Here is a 19904-nt window from a genome sequence, read left to right as displayed (position 1 = left end):
ACGGGGAGTGTGGGGGAGATATATTAACTCTGAACTCCGAACTCCGAACTCCGAACTCCGAACTCCTATTCCCCTTCTGCTTCCAAGTTCAATAAGCTTTCGTGTTCCTGTTGCCAAAGTTCCCAGGGGGAGGGTTTACGAACTTGTTTCCAGATGGGACTATAAACCGCTTCGCTTAACTCTCTGGCCATTTCCACTAAACCGATATAACCGGCGTAGGGATGATGACGTTCTTGGTTAATATCTAAGAAAGGTATCTTCGCCTTCAGTGCGGTGTATTGGTTTCTGCCACCTGCCACCAAGAGGTCAGCATTTGTCTTCTCAATGACCCGCAAAAGCTCCTCTGGGCTACCTTTTTCCAGCATAATACCATCTTTACCCAAAAGTTTCTTAATACGTCCCTTATCTTCTTCTGTGCTTTTCTTGGTGCTAGTAGCCACCACTTCCATACCCAAGTCTTGGGCGGCGGAAACGATAGACCAACTTTTCACCCCACCGGTGTACAACACCATGCGTTTACCCTTGAGACGTTCCCGATAGGGGGCTAAAGCAACGTTTAACTTGACGGTTTCTTCTTCTATTATTTGTTCTACTCTTTCTATTAATGCTTGATCCCCAAAAAATTGAGCGATGTTCCGTAAACAACGGTTCATGTCTGCAATGCCATAAAACGATTCCTCAATATAAGGAATGTTATAGCTTTCTTTCATAGCAGTGGCCATATTAATTAAAGCTTTAGAGCAGATCATTACATTAAGTTTTGCCCGATGGGAATAACAAACCTCCTCATAACGAGCATCCCCTGTAATCTTGGCTAAAACATTAATACCTGCTTTTTTAAACAGAGGAAGAACACCCCACATTTCACCGGCAACATTATATTCACCGATTAAATTAATATCATAAGCTGTGGTATATTTTGGTTCTTTTGTGCCAACAACATGATCTAATAATGCCTCGCCTCCGAGACGGTTTCCTAAGTTTTTACTACCCACAAAACCAGGAGCATGAACAGGAATAACTGGGTTTCCATATTTATTAGTAGCAGCCTGACAAACCGCATCTAAATCATCACCAATAAGAGCAGTTACACAGGTTGAATAAACAAAAACCGCAGCAGGATTATATTTTTTAACTAATTTTGATATCGCCTTATAAAGTCTTTTTTCACCACCAAAAATAATATCATTTTCTGACAAATCTGTGGTGAAACCCATCTTATAAGTCATTGGACCACTAGAGAGACTACCCCGACTATTCCAACTATTACCAGAACAGCCAATGGGACCATGAACTAAATGAGCGGCATCGGTGATAGGAACTAAAGCAATAGAAGCCCCATCAAAAGCACAACCTCCTTGAGCAGAACCAGGGTTAGCCGTTTGAGTACAGGACTTATTTTTACCTTGGCCTTCCTTATTTTGATTATGTTCACACCCAGGTTGTGTCAGCAAATCGTTGATTTTGCCCTTAGTTAGTTTCATGACCGGATTCCCTAATAATTACCAATGACCTAGTAATTAACAATTAACAATTAACAATTAACAATTAACAATTAATTATTGTCAATTACTTAACAAATATAATGTTGAACATTTTCACCACAAACATCAGCAAGATAACTCAATGCTTTGAGTCGTAAACCCACAAATTGGTGGTAAAAAGGATTCAATTTACATAGAGGAGGAATGTGGAACAACCTATGACCTAATACCGTTATTGTTCTTTCAAAAGGACAAGAACAAGGAATCACCCGACAAATAAAATGAGCAAAAGAGCGATCTTTGATCTCTAAATGCTCTAGCCAGCGTTTTAGGGGGGAAAGGGGGTCGAGAGTGAATCTTTTATTAGTGGAATAAGGAGTAGGACTTGTCATAACCATTTCCTCATCTTATGATTAAAAATAGTAGCAGAGAGTTGTTGAGAGTAAAGGAAGCAGAGGGTGCAGGGGAAGCAAGGGAAGAAAATATTAATTCCAAACTTTTGCCTTTTGCCTTTTGCCTTCTCGAAGAGAGAGGGGGGGAGTAGAAACTCCCTGAATCATCCTGATCTCCCTCGTTTCAGATTTCCTAATTAACGAACTAAGTCGAAAGAAATATCCGTTACAGCAGGAGTATCTGTCTTACGATCCAACGACTCGAGAATTCCGTTGGCGATCCAGTTGAGGAGGTTAATAGCCCCTTCGTACCCCATAGTGGAGTAGCGATGTAAGTGATGGCGATCGAAGATAGGATAGCCAATACGAATTAAAGGAGTCTTGGTATCACGCTCTAAATACTTAGCGTAGGAGTTACCAACAATGAAGTCCACAGGTTCGGTGAACAGTAAAGAACGCATATGCCATAAATCTTTACCACCCCAAACAGTAGCATTTTGTCCAAAGGGACTAGACTCTAAGAGTTCTTTGGCTTCTTTTTCAAAGGCGTTGGTGCTGTTGTGAACCAAGACGTGAACTGGTTCGACCCCCATTTCTAACATGAACTGTAATAAGCCCATAACTAGATCAGGATCACCGTAAACCGCAGCTTTCTTACCGTGTAGCCAAGCTTGAGTATCGGTCATAGCATCAACGGCACGTCCACGAGCAAGTTCAAACTCTTTAGGAATAGGTTTGCCAGTCAACTCAGATAAGCCCATGATGAACTCATCAGTTGCTTTAATACCCCAAGGACGATAGGTGAGGGTTTTTTGCTTCCACTGCGTCTCGATCATTTTACGAGTTTTAGGAGTGGTGTAGGTTTGTAGGGTAATGGTTGCTTCAGCGTTGATACAATCAGCCGCATCTTCTAAAGAGGTACCTTCTTGGTACATTTCAAATTCTCCTAAGTTGGGAGAATCTAAGTACATTTCGTGGTCACCTAAGATGGTGGCATCTAAATCAAACGCAGAGATGATTTTTTTTAGTTCCCGTAGGTTACCAATATAGGTTTCAAACCCAGGAATGAAGTTAATTTTACCGTTGGTGGTTTCAGCCTTCTTGCCTTCGGTTAAGGTATCCAAGATAGATTTCATCATGCTGTCATAACCAGTGATGTGGGAACCCACAAAACTAGGAGTATGAGCAAAAGGAACAGGGAAATCATCAGGAATAGACCCGTCTTGACGAGCATTACCGACGAACGCACCCAAGTCATCCCCGATAACCTCAGCCATACAAGTAGTACAGATGGCGATCATTTTGGGCTTGTAGAGGGCGTAAGCGTTAGCTAAACCGTCCACCATGTTTCTTAATCCACCGAAAACCGCAGCGTTTTCTGTCATAGAAGAGGAAACAGCACTCACAGGTTCTTTGAAGTGACGGGTTAAGTGGGTACGGAAGTAAGCCACACAACCTTGAGAACCGTGAACGAAGGGTAAAGTTCCTTCAAACCCAACGGCAGCTAAGAGAGAACCCAAAGGTTGACAAGCTTTAGCAGGGTTAATAGTTAGGGCTTCACGGGCAAAGTTCTTTTCCCGATATTCCCAAGTTTTGGTCCATTCGGCCACTTCTTTTACTTTCTCAGCATCGGGCATTCCTTCAAACTGTTTCTTATTTTCAAACAGTTCTTGGTACTCAGGCTGATGAAACAGATCAACGTGGTCCTTAATGTTGTTTACGTTTTGAGCCATTAGTATTAACTCCGGTATTTAGGATGGATATCTCAGACAAAGAAACTCAGAAAGGAGAGAGAGGGAGAGGGGGTGACGGGGTGAGGGGGTGACGGGGCGAGGGGGTGACGGGATGACAGGGTAAAGATATATCAATCATTTCTCTCAGTCTCCCAGTCTCCCAGTCCCCAAAGTCCCCCAGTCCCCAAAGTCTCCCATGATGTCCTCTCCTATTTATTCCAAGGGGTGCCAACTAATCCCCAGGTGGGACTGTTAAGGGCTAAGTCCATATCACGGGCGAAGATAGCGAAGCCATCATAACCGTGGTAAGGTCCTGAGTAATCCCAAGAGTGCATTTGACGGAAGGGAAGTGCCATTTTTTGGAAGACATACTTCTCTTTAACCCCAGAAGCAACTAAGTCTGGTTTGAGGGTTTTAACGAATTCCTCGAATTCGTAGGCGGTTACGTCATCATAGATGAGGGTAGCATCGTTAACGTAGTGAGAAGTCCGCTTATAATCGTCACCGTGAGCGAATTCATAACCGGTACCGATCATTTCCATGCCTAAGTCTTTGAAAGCAGGAACTACGTGACGAGGACGTAAACCACCCACCATCATCATAACGGTTTTGCCTTCTAAACGAGGACGGTATTTAGCCAGAATGTCATCACACTGTTTTTGGTATTTCTTGATGACTTCTTCAGCTTTTTCTTGAATAGTCTCGTCAAAGCGTGCAGCGATCGCTCTTAAAGATTCAGCAATTTTGCTAGGTCCAAAGAAGTTGTATTCTAACCAGGGAATACCGTATTTTTCTTCCATGTGACGACTGATGTAGTTCATGGAACGGTAACAGTGGATCAGATTCAACTTCACGTTGGGGGTAACTTTCATTTCTGTGAAAGTACCATCACCAGACCATTGTGCTACCACACGAAGACCGATTTCTTCGAGTAAGATACGGCTAGACCAAGCGTCACCACCGATGTTGTAGTCACCGATAATGGCTACGTCATAAGGAGTCTCTTCAAACTCGAGACCTTCTTTTTCCGCAGCAGGGAACACCCAGTCACGGATCATGTCGTTAGCGATGTGGTGTCCTAAGGACTGAGAAACCCCACGGAAACCTTCACAACGTACAGGAATAATACCTTTGCCGGTTTCTTTGGACTTCTGACGAGCGACACCCTCTATGTCATCCCCAATTAACCCTACGGGACATTCTGACTGAACAGAGATACCACCATTGAGGGGGAATAATTCTTCGATTTCGTCGACGATTTTTGCGAGTTTTTTATCTCCTCCAAAAACAATATCCTTTTCTTGGAAATCGGAGGTAAAGTTGATGGTACCGAAGGTATCGATCCCAGTAGTTCCAATGTAGTAGTTACGACGACCAGACCAGGAATAGTAACCACAACCAACAGGACCGTGAGAGATGTGGACCATATCTTTGATAGGACCCCAAACCACCCCTTTTGAACCTGCATAGGCACAACCACGGGCGGTCATGACCCCAGGTAAGGATTGTTTGTTAGACTTTACGCCACAATCGCTTTTACCTTCTTCGTAAACACCAAGGTGTTTTGCACGTTTCTTGGCGGCTTTTTCGGGATAAGTCGACAGAACGTCGGCAATAAGTTTCTTATTTTCTTCAACGGTTGCCATAGGTCTTCCTCTCAAAGTGAATTATAGAAGGAATAGAAAGGGGTTAGGGGGGTTTGCGTTACGTGCAAGCCAAAAGGCAAAAAGCAAAAGGTCAAAATAATTAAGAAAACTTCTGACTTCAAACTTCACACTTCTGACTTCGATATAACTCCCCCATTTCCCAGCGAGATAGGTTTAATGCAATTAAACCGAGGGACTACTTGGAGTTTTTGGTGAGTTCTTGCGCCGCTCTGTCCGCTTCCATAACTTTCTTGTATTCTTCTTCGGAACCTAGTAAACCGTAGTTGATCAACAGTTCTTCTAGTTCGTCGTTGTCGATGGGAGTAGGAATGGTGAGTTTCTCGTTGGCAACAATCTTGTTACCCAATTGACGGTATTCTTCAGCTTGGTCGCATTCAGGAGCGTATTGAATAACGGTCTGACGACGTAATTCAGCTTCTTGTACCATTTTAGAACGAGGTACAAAGTGGATCATTTGGGTGTTCAAGCGTTCAGCTAACTCTTCGATTAAGTCAATCTCTTTGTTAACGTTACGGCTGTTACAAATTAAACCACCTAAACGTACACCACCGGTGTGAGCGTATTTTAAGATACCACGAGCGATGTTGTTAGCAGCGTACATCGCCATCATTTCACCAGAGGTAACGATGTAGATTTCTTGTGCTTTTCCTTCACGGATAGGCATAGCGAAACCACCACATACAACGTCCCCTAATACGTCGTAGGATACGAATTCTAAGTCTTCGTAAGCTCCTTCTTCTTCTAGGAAGTTGATGGAGGTGATAATACCACGACCAGCACAACCAACTCCAGGCTCAGGACCACCAGATTCTACACACTTGATGCCTTCAAACCCTTCGAGCATTACGTCTTCGAGTTCTAAGTCTTCAACAGAACCCATTTCAGCAGCTAAGTGTAATACAGTTACCTGAGCTTTACAGTTGAGGATTAAACGGGTAGAGTCAGCTTTGGGGTCACAACCTACAATCATGATGCGATTGCCAGATTGAGCCATTCCAGCTAAGGTGTTTTGAGAAGTGGTGGACTTACCGATACCACCTTTTCCGTAGAATGCAATTTGACGCATGGTTGATTCTCGCTAAATTAGTGAGTGATTGTGTACAGTAGGAAGATTTATCTAGGGCTGACGCAGAGATGATTCTTGATTCGGTTAGGAAACATGGGGATTTTAAACCCAGAAGAATTCTTACTCTCTACATCAGTAGATATCTTCCCAGGTGAGAAGCCAATTTAACTGGGTTAGGGAAGGCTTCTCGGGTTGAGTAAAGGCTGTGAATCTTTACTCTTTGAGTCAAGAGGTGACGCTAACAGAAGTCAGAAGTCAGAAGTCAGAAGTCAAACTAGCTTTGTATCTAAGTGTGAGCATCTACAACTGTACTCAACTATGCTTCGATTGCTGTAATAACGTCGGGTTGAGAAGCGATGCTTAAGGAGGCGATCGCTCTCTACCTTTTTTTCTCGTTAACATAGTGTTCTCCTTTTTCTCTGTTTTCAGTTACACTGCAATTACGGTCAATTCTGGGTCAACCCGATCCTTTAATCTGGCTTCGATGGCCAGTTTTAAGGTGGCGGTACTACTGGGACAAGCATCACAAGCTCCTTTGAGAACTACTTTCACTAGATCCCCTTCGATATCGTATAAGTCTATGTCTCCCCCATCTTGAGCTAGGAAGGGTTTAACTTCTTCTTCTAAGATTTGTTGAATTAAGTTTGCTTTTTCTTGTTCTTTTGTTGGTGATGAAGTTGTCTCATCTTCTATTCTGGGAGTGATTGAGCGCAAATGGCTGATAATATCGGGTACAATCTCAATGACACGGTTAATCTCTTCTTGGGTTGTATAACGAGAAAGACTAAACCGAATAGAACCCTGTAGTACACTGTTAGGCAGCCCCATGGCTTTTAAAACATGGGAGGGTTCCATGGAACCGGAGGTACAAGCTGAACCTGCTGAGGCACAAATACCGTATTGATTCAGGGACGATAAAATACCTTCTCCTTCTACATATTTAAAAGCAATATTGGTTGTATTTGCTAATCTTTCTTCTGTAGTTCCATTTACAACGGTATCGCTAATTAAGGTTAAAAGGCTGGTTTCTAAATAATCTCTTAACTGTCTTTCGTGGGAGAGATTTTCTAAGTGAGATTGTGCTAACTCACAAGCTTTTCCTAATGCAATAATACCAGGGACATTTTCGGTTCCTCCCCGACGGCCTCTTTCTTGATGTCCCCCAATCATAAATGCAGGAAAATTGATTCCTTTACGTGCATATAAAGCACCGACACCTTTGGGAGCATGAAGTTTATGACCAGATAGGGTCAAGAGATCGATGCTGCTCTTACTCATATCCATGGGTACTTTGCCCACTGCTTGCACCGCATCTACATGGAATAAGGCTCCATATTCTTTGGCCAGTTTTCCTACTTCTTCCACAGGAAAAATAACCCCTGTCTCGTTATTAGCGTACATCATGGTCACCAGAGCGGTGTTACCGGTTAAGGCTGCTTGTACTTCACCGAGATCCAATCTTCCCTGACTATCAACTCCCAGATAAGTAACGCTATAACCTTGTTTTTCTAAATGTTTGCAAAAATTTAAAACCGCTGAGTGTTCGACTTCTGTAGTAATAATATGATGTTTATCCGGTTGAGCGGTTAAGGCTGCACAGATAGCTGCGTTATCTCCTTCTGTACCGCAACTGGTAAAAATAATTTCTGAATGTTCAGCCCCGAGTAAGGCCGCCACTTGTTCCCTGGCCTTTTGAACCGCTTTTGCTACCTGTCCCCCAAAGCTGTGCATACTGGAGGGGTTACCATAATAGATGGTGAGATAGGGCATCATTGCGCCTATTACTTCTTCGTCTATTTTAGTGGTTGCATTATTGTCTAGATAAATACAGTCTGTCATCAGTTTTTACCAGAAGTCAGGGTTTGGGGGTCAGTCGGGGCTTAATTAATCAGATTAAGCCCGTTAGGATAGATTTAAAGCGGTACTAGATTAATCGTTGAGGTCGGGAAAACAACTGTAGTCTTTGGAAAACCCTGTACAGGGAGGAATAGAATAGTCATCAACACAAGTATTACAGTTGTTTTCCGTTTCCGTTGGGGTTGAACTCGGGGGGTTGATGACGGGGGTTGAGGTACTTCCTTTTGAGGAAACTCGGGAACTTTGAGGACGATAGCTAAGGGTATCGAGCATACATTAAACTCCTAATGCTTCTTTCTGCATATAATCTTTGTAGAAGTTAATGGCCACGTTATCGATGATGTCGTAGGCTTCGTAAGGCTCTAAGCCAGCTTTCCGTAGTTCTTCTTGGGGACAAGGACCGATTTTGGCGGCGAGAACTCCTTTACAGTCGGAGATGGATTTAATAATGTTGTCCAGGGTTGCTTCTTCACCGTAACCACTTTGACAGTAGTGATCTACTTTGCGGTGAGCGACAAATTTAACCTCAGTTCCATCTACTTCAAAGATTTGGAATTCTTTAGCGTGACCGAAATGCTGGTTAACTAGACGGTTACCTTTGGTGGCTACTGCAACTAATATTTTCCGTGCGTTAGCCTCTTTTTCTGCCTGTTTTAGAGCTTTGGCAGCTTTGAGTTCGGCGTTGAATTTTTCGATACCTGCATGAACTTCTTGACGTTTAGCCTGATCGTATTCAGGAGTCATTTCTAAGAATTTGTCTTTGGTAAACTCTTGAGAACGATCTTCTCCTAGTAAACCCACAGCATCAGCACGACATTGACGGCAGTGACGCATCATTTTCATGTTGCCAGAACACTTATCCTGTAAAGCTTTTAGCTCTTTGGGGGTGGGTCCTCTTTGTCCGGTTAAACCGAAGTGAGTTCCGTGTTCAGGGGCAGAAATTAAGGGCATAATGTTGTGCAAGAATGCACCTTTAGAACGAATTACTTGGTTAACTTCTGCTAGGTGTTCATCGTTAATGCCGGGGATCATTACGGAGTTGACTTTGCAAAGTACGTCCGCTTCTTTGAGGGCATCTAAGGACTCCATTTGTTTCTCATGAAGTATTTTAACGCCTTCTATTCCTTTATAACGTTTCCGATTATACCGAACCCAAGGATAAATTTTCTCTCCTATTTCTGGGTCGATCATATTAATGGTTAGAGTAACGTGATCGATGTTCAATTCTTTGATGCGGTCTACATATTCGGGTAACATCAACCCGTTACTGGATAAGCAGAGTTTGATATCTGGTGCTTGTTCTGCTACTAATTCAAAGGTGCGAAATGTTTGTTTGGGGTTAGCTAAGGGATCTCCAGGACCTGCAATACCTAACACCGTCATTTGGGGAATTTTTCCTGCAATGACTAACGCTTTGTGGGCCGCTTCTTCCGGGGTTAATACTTCACTTACCACCCCTGGCCGACTTTCGTTAGCACAGTCATATTTACGATTACAATAGTTGCATTGAATGTTACAAGCAGGGGCAACAGCAACGTGCATCCGTGCGTAGTGATGATGAGCATCTTCACTATAACAAGGGTGTTTGGCTATTCTTTCTTGAATCCTTGCATCTATAGTCTGTGTGCTATCTCCACTTGAAGGACAAGCACAACCTCCTTTAGCATTGGGAATGAATGAGTTCCCCTTAGGAGCCGCTTTTGTAGCCGTAGATGCGTTAGGGTTAATGAGACCAGTAGATTGTAACATTGAATTCCGTGAGTTAGAGGATGGATTAAAGTTTGACTAAAAACAAGAGGCATGAGGGCTGCACATAGGAAAAACAGAGGAAAAGTTTTTATCTCATGATGCTGTTGTTGCCCAAGCTGCCATTGTTGTTAGAGGAATTAGTCAAAGACTTTATAACGAGCAATATAAAAACAATGAACTGTATGTCTTCGGCGTTATGTCATTTATACCACCCCCCTCATTTTGGGTCCGGTGTTTGTGAGTAGGTTGGGATTGATTGGATTACTTAATCTGTACTCATATCCTCAACCCCTCTAAATACAAGGGTTTGAGGCTACAAAAAAAATTTTTGGGTACGGGGTACGGGTATTTATTGGGGGAGGCTCCTGTATTTTTACAGAGGGAGTCAGGCATTTCTGTACTCAGGCTCTAAGTCTGATCACGTAAGGCTTTGACCCTATTATTCTTGGCTTTTTTCCCTCTAATTTCCCACTCACCACTCACCAATTTAAGATCACTATTCACTATTCACTCCTCACTTTTAAAAGAAACACCGAGTTAGCTTCCTCTTGCCTCCCCAGTGCTGTCACGGAATTCAATTCTGTATCCAATGTAACATTTTCTAGTTGATAAATTTGTTACAAACCGCTTAAGTTCGAGTGAAAGGGGTATAACATAGCTAAAACTTAGATTTGATGGTACTTATAGCCCCTTTATAGTTTTTTAATTTTGAGTAGTCCCCCATTTGGGCTATTATAGGGACAGAAAAGGTTTCAAAGTCTTGCTAGATGCTGATTATGCCTGAGTACATAAATACAAAACCCAAGCCCAAAAAATACTCTATCCCCTGTCAAAAAATACTTGTCCCCCGACCCCATAAAAACTTTTTAAATCCTTGAAACGTTGAATATATCTAGCTTTTCTCAAAGGGACTTACCCACTAATAAATCCAATGAATTTAACTCACCATCTTTGCCCATGGGGCAAATAGAGGGCTTGGTATAAGCATAACAACTAAGTCTATGCGTAAGCACGGAATTTAATGTTTGGATCACTCCCAGTCAGAGAGCGTCATGGAAGTCCCTCAAAAAGCTCGATAGCAGAGGCGCGTACTTCTGAGGCTAACCTATTGAGCGTTTTACGGCAAGATTTTCAAATTATTTTTAAAAGAGATCCCGCCGCTCATCATTGGTTAGAAGTGGTGTGTTGCTATCCGGGTTTACACGCTTTAGCCATCCATCGTCTATCTCATTACCTATGGCAACGCCATTTGCCTTTTTTCCCCCGTTTGCTCTCTCATATTGCCCGTTTCCTCACGGGAATTGAAATTCATCCTGGAGCTACCATTGGTAAAGGGGTGTTTATCGATCATGGTATGGGGGTGGTGATTGGAGAAACGGCTATTATTGGCGATGATTGCCTAATTTACCAGAATGTTACCCTTGGTGGTACCGGAAAAGAAAGCGGTAAACGTCATCCCACTTTAGGCCATTCGGTAATTGTGGGAGCCGGATCTAAAGTTTTAGGCAATATTTGCATTGGTAGTCAGGTTCGTATTGGAGCAGGATCTGTCGTTTTAGACGATGTTCCTCACGATTGTACTGTAGTAGGAGTTCCTGGTCGTATTATCTCCCGTAGTGGTCCATTTTGTCCTTTAGAACACGGTAAATTACCAGATGTTGAAGGTCAAGTGATTCGGACTTTATTGGACAGAATTGAAAAATTGGAACAAAAGATACAAAAACTATCTTGACCTTTACCTTACAATTATGATGCAACCTTATCATTCCGATGCTCTAATCAGTCAAGTTGAGAAAGTTTCTCGCTGCGATCGCTGGACTGTTTGTCAACGTCTTCAAGAATTAAAAATTCCCTGCTGGTGTCCTGAAGATGGCTCGTTGTGGGTAGAAATAGAAAATGGAATCCATGCTATTTTACTGCGCAGCGTAGTCTTTAGAACTATCGCTCCCCGTCAAGAGTTAATCACCTGGCTAGAGCGATGTTGGCAAACGGTTGATTATGAGTCCGTTAAGTCTTATCAAAATAGACAACTGTAAAATCGTGAATCTCTGCCTAGCTCACCGACAAAACACTGAGAAAATTCACTAATCAATGGCCTTGCTTGGGGTTTTTACCCCATCCAGAACGCTAATTATTATTATTAAAGTTAGGTTTTTTCCTCTGAAACCGCTTTCCGGTTTTCTCAGTTACTTGATCACTATCTAGATAACTGAACTTCTCAGTGCTGTCATGGAAAACAATTCAATTTCTACGGAATTTAGTCAATTCTTGCAACAAGAGATGGCCTTATCACGGGATGACCTAGCAGTGGTCATCAAGAACCGAAGACAACCAGGAGATCCTATTCCTATGTTGCTTTGGCAATATGGCTTAATCTCTTTGGGAGAACTACAAAGAATTTGGGATTGGCTAGATGCTCAAATTCAGTTCCAAGCTCCCTAATTATTGGTCAATCTGAGGAGGATTAAGCCTTGACAAATATTCATATCAATGATACAACCCTACGGGACGGGGAGCAAGCTGCTGGTATTGTTTTCAGTGCCGCCGAAAAAATAGCGATCGCTTCGATGATGGATAGTATGGGTATTCCTGAATTGGAAGTGGGTATCCCTGCTATGGGAGGCTCAGAAGCCCAAGCCATCACCACCATTGTCCAAAAAGGTTTAAAGGCCAAGCTTTTAGGCTGGAACCGTGCCGTCCGTTCCGATATAGAAGCCTCCATTGCCTGTGGCTTAAAAAGGGTTCATATCTCTGTCCCTGTTTCTGAAATTCAAATTAAGGCAAAATTTAAAGGAAAAACTAATCTTGTTTGGCAACGCTTAAAAGATAGTCTGAATTTTGCTTTAGATCAGGATTTATTTGTTTCTGTGGGGGCTGAAGACGCTTCGAGGGCGGATGAATCCTTTTTACTCGAAGTAGCTCAGTTTGCTCAGTCTTTAGGTGCTTCACGTTTCCGTTTTTGCGATACGGTGGGCATTCTTGAGCCTTTAACCACGGCGCAAAAAGTGGGAAAATTGGTTGAGTGCCTGAAGATTCCCATTGAAATGCACACCCACAATGACTTTGGTTTAGCTACTGCTAACGCCTTAGCCGGGTTGCAAGCAGGGGCAACGGCGGTTAATACCACCGTTAACGGCTTGGGAGAAAGAGCTGGTAATGCGGCCTTAGAAGAGATGATTATGGCTCTCAAACGACTCTATCAGGTTGATTTAGCCATAGAAACCTCTCGCCTACGGGAATTATCTCAACAGGTGATAGCTGCCTCTGGTATTGCCCTTCCCCCTTGGAAGGCGATCGTCGGGGACAATGTTTTTGCCCACGAGTCGGGTATTCACGCCCACGGTGTCTTAGAAAACCCCCAAACCTACGAACCCTTTTCCCCCGATGAGGTGGGTTGGAAACGCCGTTTAGTGGTGGGCAAACATTCGGGACGACATTTATTGACCAATGTATTGAGTCAACATGGTATTCGTTTAAACCATGAAGAGTCCCAAGTGGTGTTAGACTCCGTGCGCCATTTATCGGTGCAAATGAAACGCAGTCTAACCGTTGAAGAGTTACTTTATGTTGTATCTAATAGGAGTATGTCTCATGGGATTGTATAGTGCAGGTGAAATTGAACTCAATGATCCACCGGTTTTTGAAATGGAACAAAAGGTTCGTCTGCGGAAAATGATTCGCAATGATGGGACATTTCCTGGGAAAGAAATAGGCGAAACCTTAGCCAAAAAAGGCGATGTGGGTTATGTTGTTGGCATTGGCACCTATTTGCAAAGTTATTACATTTATGCCGTTCATTTCCTCGAAAATGGTTATGTTGTTGGCTGTCGTCGTAAAGAATTGGTTCCTGCGGATGAACCTTTTATTGATGATACCGATGATGAAGAAATCGTGGAAACCGTCGAACCTTCTCTACAAGAGTCTCAGGTTTAGTTAATAGTTAAAAACTATCAACCATCAATTGTCAATTGTCAACTATTTCAGGAGTTATGCTATGAAAGTTATGCTAAGTAACACCGATGAGGGAAATTTATCTGTTTATGTTCCCAAAAAAGATTTAGAAGAATTGGTTGTTGAACAAACCGTTGAAGGAAACGGCAAAGTTTTAACCTTAGCCAACGGTTGGAAATTAAAATTTCCTGAGCTTACCGATGAAACCACTTTGCCCCAAACCTTAGAGGCAAAACGTCTTTAGTCTTCCTCCAGTTTTTATCGGGCTTAATTAAACATTAAACATTGAACAGTGAACAGTGAACAGTGAGCGGTTAACAGTGAGCAACAACTGGTAACTGATAACTGGTAACTGATAACTGAATTAAGCCCCTTTCTTCAAGTTTTTTACACCATTTTTCTTACTTATTGAGAGAATTTATAATTTGACTTTGGGTTGAGTAATCTAGCAAAACCTTAGATGAACTTAATTGTCATTTTAATTGACAAAATCTCTCATCACTTCAAAAAAAATGGTAATTTTCTCAGTCAACAGTGAGCAGTGAGCAACAACCGATAACTGATAACTGGTAACCGATACTTCCTCCATCCTTTAAGGAAAGCTGTCATGAGTTCAATTCATTCTAGTGAAATAATTCCCTTTCAATTACAAGGCAAGTTTGTGGGCTTTATTTATAAGTCTAATGGTCAAGCAAAATCTTTAATTCTAGCAGTTGGAGAAAGAGAATTAAGGATTAAAATTGATAAAAGTTTACAGGATACCCACTTTTTAAACTTATTACCTGGAGATTGGATTTCAATAACAGGAGAACAGGAGTTTAAGAAGGAAAAATTTACTAAGTTAAAATTGAAAGCTTATGAAATTGACAGGCTCAGTTGTGACGTAAAATGTAATCCACAAGAGGAGACTAATGCTATGGGTAAAGGTAAAGCTTGTGCAAAAAAAGGTAAAATCCTGATCTGTAATAAGTCTGATTGTGCCAAAAGAGGAGGTAAAAAACTATATGGTGTCCTCGAAAAAACTATCTCTAATTTAGGGTTAGAAAAGCACGTAACCATCCAGAAAACTGGCTGTCAAAAACGCTGTGGAAAAGCCCCTAATATGATCTTAATGCCGGGGAGATCTAAACATAGTAAACCCAATCCTAAAAACATTGCAGGATTACTAGAAGAACACTATATTACCTCTGGGAAAAAATAATGGCTAACGTTACCTTTTACGAGAAACCTGGTTGCCGTAATAACACAAAACAGAAAAATTTATTATTAGCAGCTGGTCACAATTTAGAAGAAAAAAGTCTCTTAACTGAACCTTGGAAACCTGAAAATCTGCGTCTCTTTTTTGGTGATTTGCCTATTAATTTATGGTTTAATCCTAGTGCGCCGAGAATTAAGTCTGGTGAGGTTATTCCTGATAATTTAAACGAGGAACAAGCCTTAGAATTAATGATAGCTGATCCCTTATTAATTCGTCGCCCTTTAATTCATGTCGATGGGGTTTTTCGGGTAGGTTTTGATCCTGAAAAAATTGATGCTTGGATCGGTTTAAACCCAGATAAACCCGTGACTGAAGACTTAGAAACTTGTCCCCGTAGTCATGAGGAAAAATCTTGTACATCAGATAATTGATAATGGACAATGGACAATGAATAATTGTCATTTCGATGTACAAGTAATCTCTTTGAATTCCTAATCATAATAGGTAATGTTATGGTTAGGAATTTTTTATTTTTTTAATTGTTAATTAATTAAGCCCCAACTAAGGAATTAATTTTGACAGTATGACTCAATTTTAAATTCAATTGATTCTCTACTAGAAGGGGAGATTGTTTAATAGTATTAAGAATTCGTTGGCTAATATGTGCAAGAATTTTGGGATGCTCAATATTATTAAAAACAATCACAAACTCATTATCACTCCAACGCCCGACAACATCATTTGCTCTTACTAAAGAGTGCATCTGTTTTGTCACATTCCGTAGAGTGTTATCCCTTTCTGTTTCTCCTAAAGTGTCTTGAATATCGATTAAATTATTGATCTTGATAAATATTAAACTAAAAGAAGATTTTGTGTTTTCAGTATTTTTAGTAATTCCAGATAAATACTGCTCAAGACATTGACGGTTAGCTAGGCCAGTAATGGGATCGATATCTTGCTCATTTCTCGTAATTGTTATTGGTTTTCTATCTAAATCTTCAGATTGTTTAATATTAGGTTTTTCTACGGGTTTAAAAGAAGATTGAGTATCATTTTTTCCTTTGGTTAAACGTTGATTAACTTTGCTATTATTAGACAAATATTTATTAACAATATTGTGCAATTGTTCCTTACAAAAAGGTTTAGCTAAATAGTCTATTGCTCCTGCTTCTTTCATATTTTCAGGGGTCAACATTTTACTATTACCACTGATCATAATTAGAGGAGTATTCTTAAACAAAGGACTGGTTTTGATAATACGACAAAGTTTATTGCCATTAATACCAGGCATGGAAAAATCAATTAACACTAAATCTGGCTTATGTTTAAACAAACAGGTAAGGGACTGCGTGGGATTATCTATGGTAATAACTTCGTATTCTGCCTCTTCTAAATAGGCTTTAATCATGTCTAAAATAGTGGGACTATCATCGATGCAAACAATTTTATAGGTTTTCTTTTGTTGGCTTTGGGTAGGCTGATAATTATTACGTGGTTGTGGGTTATTTGGGTTTTTATTTAGTGTATTGGTTGGTTTTAAAGGAGGAATACAAGGGAGTTTTTCTAGAGTCGGTTGAGGAGATTTTAATTGTAGAATATTGCTCTGAAGATAGGGAAATAATAATTGAGCAACCTTTAATTCATCTTGCTTTAAAAAAAGACTAATTTGACGCAGGGTTTTGCCTTGCATCAACTTAACTAATTTTTCTAAGGCGGTGGGATTAAGATTTCCAGAAGGAACTTTTTGCTGTATTAAAGCAGGGTTAGCACAGAAAAGACGCTGATAGGGAGAAGAGATAACAGCAGACAATTTTTGCCATGCTTTCATTCTGATGATCAGATTGTCCAATAAATTAGATATGATGAAACAATCATCCCCTTTTATGGTTGTATGATGAGAAGATAGAGGTTGATCATCACGCCAATGATATTCTCCTTCTCTTAACCATAGATACGATTCTAAAGCATCTTCGATGAGGTCTGTTTTTAAACTCAATACCTCATCAGCAGTTAAATGATTTTTCTGTCCTAACTGCTTTAAAATACTAGGAAGTAAAGGCTGTCTTGGGGGAAAATTTTTGGCTACATTGGGGACTATTTTAGCTATAGACTCTTGATTATTTCTGAGTAGATAATGTTGCATTGTAGCGAGGGACTGTAAAGAATGGGTTGCATTTTCTAGCATTCCTCCTGTAAAGTATAAGTCCCAAGTTACTTAGTTAGCTGTAATTTGTAGATGACCGCTTTTACATTTAGCGGCGGCATCTTGTAAGATTTGAATTGGTTGAAAAGAGTTGTTCATGATAGAAAATGTAGAATGTAGAAAATTGTTTTAATCTGGTTTTGGTTAAGTCAAGCTGAAGTTTTGAGATCCCCCTCCATCCCCCTTACCAAGGGTGACTTATGATCATTCCCCCCTTTTTAAGGGGGGTTAGGGGGGATCATATTCCCCTTACAAAAGACTGTGCAGGGTTTGCAGTAATTCTTGTTCGTTGTAAGGTTTAGAGAAATAGGCCGCTGCACCTAAGTTGAGGGCTAACTTACGATGTTTCTCGTTACTACGAGAAGTCAACATAGCAATGGGTAAAGAGCGAAACTCTGATTTAGTTTTCAGTTCTTCGAGTACCCCATAACCATCTAGTCGTGGCATTTCGATATCACAAATAACCCCATCTACCACAAGTCCTGAAACTAGCTTATCCACTGCATCTTGTCCATCTTTTGCCTGTTCCACTTGATAACCAGCTTTTTCTAGGGTTAAGGTGACATAACGACGTACATTAATAGAGTCATCTACTACTAGAATTGTTTTAGCCGTATTTTCGGTTGAAGGTTGAGAAGTTGGGGAAATAGGTTGAGATCCCTTGTTTAAGAAGTCTTCTAGAAGTTGCACCGGATCGACCAAAGGAACAACTCTACCATCCCCTAACATCATCGAACTGATGATACCCATGGGTAGGGGTAAAGGACTTTCAATAGGTCTAACCGTGACTTCTGGTTCACTCCAAACCCGATCAATATGAATGGCACCCAAACTATTATCACTACCAACAATTAAAGCAATGGGTTTATTGATCACGGGATAACCAGACATTTCAAAGGGTTTATGGGGTCGGTTGAACCGGAGACTTTTTTCGGGATGTAATAAGGGGACGGTTTCTTCTTGCCAGGTAATTTCTGTTAAGTCGTTCACTCCTTCAACTTCTAAAGGGAAGACTTCTTTTACACTGTTAGCAGGGACAGCAAAAATGAGGCCAGAACTTTCGATTAACATCACCCGTAAAATGGAGAGGGTAAAGGGAACTCTGATGATGAAAGTGGTTCCTTTTCGGGGTTCGCTGTTAACTCGAATATCCCCACGGATCTCTTCCAGACTGGTTTTAACCACGTCCATCCCCACCCCACGGCCAGCAAGTTCCGTGACTTCCTCGCTGGTACTAAACCCAGGTTGAAAAATATAGTCAATAATTTCTGGAGTGGACATTTGAGCGATTTCTGCGTCGCTGATCCCCATTTTTCGTAACCGTTGACAAATTTTATGGGTGTCAATACCGTTACCATCGTCTTTGACGGTGATCAGGGTTTCTGTACCTCGGTTAACTGCTTGGAGGGTGATGGTTGCTTCTGGGGGTTTCCCTGCTTTGATGCGAGTAGTAGAGTCTTCGATACCATGAGCAAACCCATTACGGATCAGGTGCATTAAAGGAGCGTTGAGGGTTTCGATCATGGTGCGATCGATCAGGGTGCTTTCCCCTTCAATTTTCAGATTAACTTGTTTACGCCACCGTAAATTAAGATCCCGTACCAAGCGAGGAAAGGGTTTAACCAAGTCTGCAAAGGGTTGCATCTGGGTGGTGGTGACATTCTTTTGTAGCGATCGCGTGGTTTGGTTGAAGTCTTGAACCGCTTGGGTCATTTTTTGTAACCCTAAGTCGATATCTGAGGTTACTTCTTGTAGTTGGACAATGCTTTCTATTTGTTCTTGAGAGATTAAATGCAGATCACTATACCCGAATTTCTCACAAAATCTGCGATCGCCAAACACAGAAGCCTTACAGGAAGTGGGTTTGAACAGAGCGATCGCAGATTTCCCCAACCAACAGTCTGTTGTCAGATTTTAAGTTAAAATCAACCCGAATTAGACAAAGATGAAAAGATAAATCAATCACTCATTTTTCCAAAAAAATTATTAATAAAATCTCTAATAGTACTAGATTGTTAGAATAAAATATGCTATAATTTAATTATTAAAGCAATTTACCTTAAACTGATTTAATGAGTCCCAGTCATCCCCGAACCCCTCGTCAAGTAATCAACTTTAGTAAACAGAAAGGAAAAGAAATAATCGCTAATTTTGATGGGGGACTAATCACTTCAGATGCGGGGATTGTCTGGATAGCTGAGTTGGATAAAAAACTGGGAATTACGGAGAAGTTTGGTAACTGTTTTCAAGATCATCGTCATCAATCTTATGTAGACCATTCCGTTCATGAGTTATTAGCACAAAGGCTTTATGGAATTATTTTAGGCTATGAAGATGTCAATGACCATGATAAATTACGTCACGATCCTGCCCTTAAGATCGCTTTAGAAAAGCTTAATGAACTTGAAGATAAAAAGGGATGGTTAGCTGGAAAAAGTACAATTAATAGATTGGAATATTGTCCTGAGACTATTCTCGACCAAAAAACGAGTCGTTATCATAAAATAGAACCCAACTTTGAAGCCATTGGAAAATCTTTTGTCGATTTTTTTTAGAGTCTTATAAAACCTACCCTAAGTACTTATGGTACCGGCTCGACTTATT

General features: G+C 41.1%; 18 protein-coding genes and 1 pseudogene. 9 read left to right on the top strand and 10 right to left on the bottom strand.

Going from position 1 to position 19904, the window contains the following annotated elements; genetic code table 11:
- Positions 1-65 precede the first annotated feature (65 nt).
- The 8 genes from nifE to nifB form a co-directional block, all read right to left on the bottom strand.
- The gene (nifE, locus tag CWATDRAFT_RS14980; protein WP_007305804.1) at positions 66-1484 is read right to left on the bottom strand and encodes a nitrogenase iron-molybdenum cofactor biosynthesis protein NifE; all 1419 of its coding nucleotides are present in this window, start codon (positions 1482-1484) and stop codon (positions 66-68) included.
- An 89-nt stretch (positions 1485-1573) separates the two neighbouring features.
- Complete coding sequence (locus tag CWATDRAFT_RS14975; protein WP_007305803.1) at positions 1574-1876, bottom strand: Mo-dependent nitrogenase C-terminal domain-containing protein; 303 nt, start codon at positions 1874-1876, stop codon at positions 1574-1576.
- 197 nt (positions 1877-2073) lie between these two features.
- On the bottom strand, positions 2074-3609 hold the full coding sequence (gene nifK / locus CWATDRAFT_RS14970; protein ID WP_007305802.1) for a nitrogenase molybdenum-iron protein subunit beta: 1536 nt from the start codon (positions 3607-3609) through the stop codon (positions 2074-2076).
- A 209-nt stretch (positions 3610-3818) separates the two neighbouring features.
- Entirely contained in the window at positions 3819-5255 is a 1437-nt protein-coding gene (gene nifD, locus CWATDRAFT_RS14965; protein WP_007305801.1) for a nitrogenase molybdenum-iron protein alpha chain, read from the bottom strand.
- A gap of 196 nt (positions 5256-5451) precedes the next feature.
- Positions 5452-6342, bottom strand: coding sequence for a nitrogenase iron protein (gene nifH / locus CWATDRAFT_RS14960; protein ID WP_007305800.1), 891 nt, complete (start codon positions 6340-6342; stop codon positions 5452-5454).
- Between the two features lie 429 nt (positions 6343-6771).
- A complete protein-coding gene (gene nifS / locus CWATDRAFT_RS14955) occupies positions 6772-8181 on the bottom strand; it encodes a cysteine desulfurase NifS (RefSeq protein ID WP_007305799.1) in 1410 nt (469 codons plus the stop codon).
- Positions 8182-8271: 90 nt separating this feature from the next.
- Positions 8272-8472: a hypothetical protein gene (locus tag CWATDRAFT_RS14950; protein WP_007305798.1), complete on the bottom strand. Its 201-nt coding sequence runs from the start codon at positions 8470-8472 to the stop codon at positions 8272-8274.
- Positions 8473-8475: 3 nt separating this feature from the next.
- Complete coding sequence (gene nifB, locus CWATDRAFT_RS14945) at positions 8476-9948, bottom strand: nitrogenase cofactor biosynthesis protein NifB (protein ID WP_007305797.1); 1473 nt, start codon at positions 9946-9948, stop codon at positions 8476-8478.
- 1021 nt (positions 9949-10969) lie between these two features.
- Between nifB and cysE the strand changes: the two genes are divergently transcribed.
- From cysE to CWATDRAFT_RS14905, 8 genes are all read left to right on the top strand, one after another.
- Positions 10970-11680 (top strand): serine O-acetyltransferase, encoded by a 711-nt coding sequence (cysE, locus tag CWATDRAFT_RS14940; protein ID WP_007305822.1) that lies wholly within the window; start codon positions 10970-10972, stop codon positions 11678-11680.
- 16 nt (positions 11681-11696) lie between these two features.
- Positions 11697-11984: an Asr1405/Asl0597 family protein gene (locus CWATDRAFT_RS14935; protein WP_007305823.1), complete on the top strand. Its 288-nt coding sequence runs from the start codon at positions 11697-11699 to the stop codon at positions 11982-11984.
- Positions 11985-12177: 193 nt separating this feature from the next.
- Entirely contained in the window at positions 12178-12390 is a 213-nt protein-coding gene (locus tag CWATDRAFT_RS14930) for a DUF2949 domain-containing protein (RefSeq protein WP_007305824.1), read from the top strand.
- 29 nt (positions 12391-12419) lie between these two features.
- Complete coding sequence (gene nifV, locus CWATDRAFT_RS14925; protein ID WP_007305825.1) at positions 12420-13553, top strand: homocitrate synthase; 1134 nt, start codon at positions 12420-12422, stop codon at positions 13551-13553.
- Complete coding sequence (locus tag CWATDRAFT_RS14920) at positions 13540-13881, top strand: nitrogen fixation protein NifZ (protein WP_007305826.1); 342 nt, start codon at positions 13540-13542, stop codon at positions 13879-13881. The genes nifV and CWATDRAFT_RS14920 overlap by 14 nt, the downstream gene beginning before the upstream one ends.
- A gap of 61 nt (positions 13882-13942) precedes the next feature.
- Positions 13943-14143, top strand: coding sequence for a putative nitrogen fixation protein NifT (nifT, locus tag CWATDRAFT_RS14915; protein WP_007305827.1), 201 nt, complete (start codon positions 13943-13945; stop codon positions 14141-14143).
- A 417-nt stretch (positions 14144-14560) separates the two neighbouring features.
- Complete coding sequence (locus CWATDRAFT_RS14910; protein WP_232287112.1) at positions 14561-15100, top strand: (2Fe-2S) ferredoxin domain-containing protein; 540 nt, start codon at positions 14561-14563, stop codon at positions 15098-15100.
- Complete coding sequence (locus tag CWATDRAFT_RS14905; protein WP_007305829.1) at positions 15100-15528, top strand: ArsC/Spx/MgsR family protein; 429 nt, start codon at positions 15100-15102, stop codon at positions 15526-15528. Before CWATDRAFT_RS14910 ends, CWATDRAFT_RS14905 begins: the two co-directional genes overlap by 1 nt.
- 119 nt (positions 15529-15647) lie before the next feature.
- Here the strand turns inward: CWATDRAFT_RS14905 and CWATDRAFT_RS14900 are convergent, their stop codons facing one another.
- A complete protein-coding gene (locus tag CWATDRAFT_RS14900; protein ID WP_007305796.1) occupies positions 15648-17282 on the bottom strand; it encodes a response regulator in 1635 nt (544 codons plus the stop codon).
- 267 nt (positions 17283-17549) lie between these two features.
- The gene (locus CWATDRAFT_RS14895; protein WP_050018357.1) at positions 17550-19193 is read right to left on the bottom strand and encodes a hybrid sensor histidine kinase/response regulator; all 1644 of its coding nucleotides are present in this window, start codon (positions 19191-19193) and stop codon (positions 17550-17552) included.
- Positions 19194-19372: 179 nt separating this feature from the next.
- Here CWATDRAFT_RS14895 and CWATDRAFT_RS14890 point away from each other — a divergent pair.
- Positions 19373-19904 (top strand): annotated as a pseudogene (locus CWATDRAFT_RS14890) (transposase); the annotation flags it as partial.

The sequence above is a fragment of the Crocosphaera watsonii WH 8501 genome, from assembly GCF_000167195.1.
In the GTDB taxonomy this organism is placed as follows: Bacteria; Cyanobacteriota; Cyanobacteriia; order Cyanobacteriales; family Microcystaceae; genus Crocosphaera; species Crocosphaera watsonii.
This window is presented reverse-complemented; position numbering and strand designations above follow the sequence as displayed.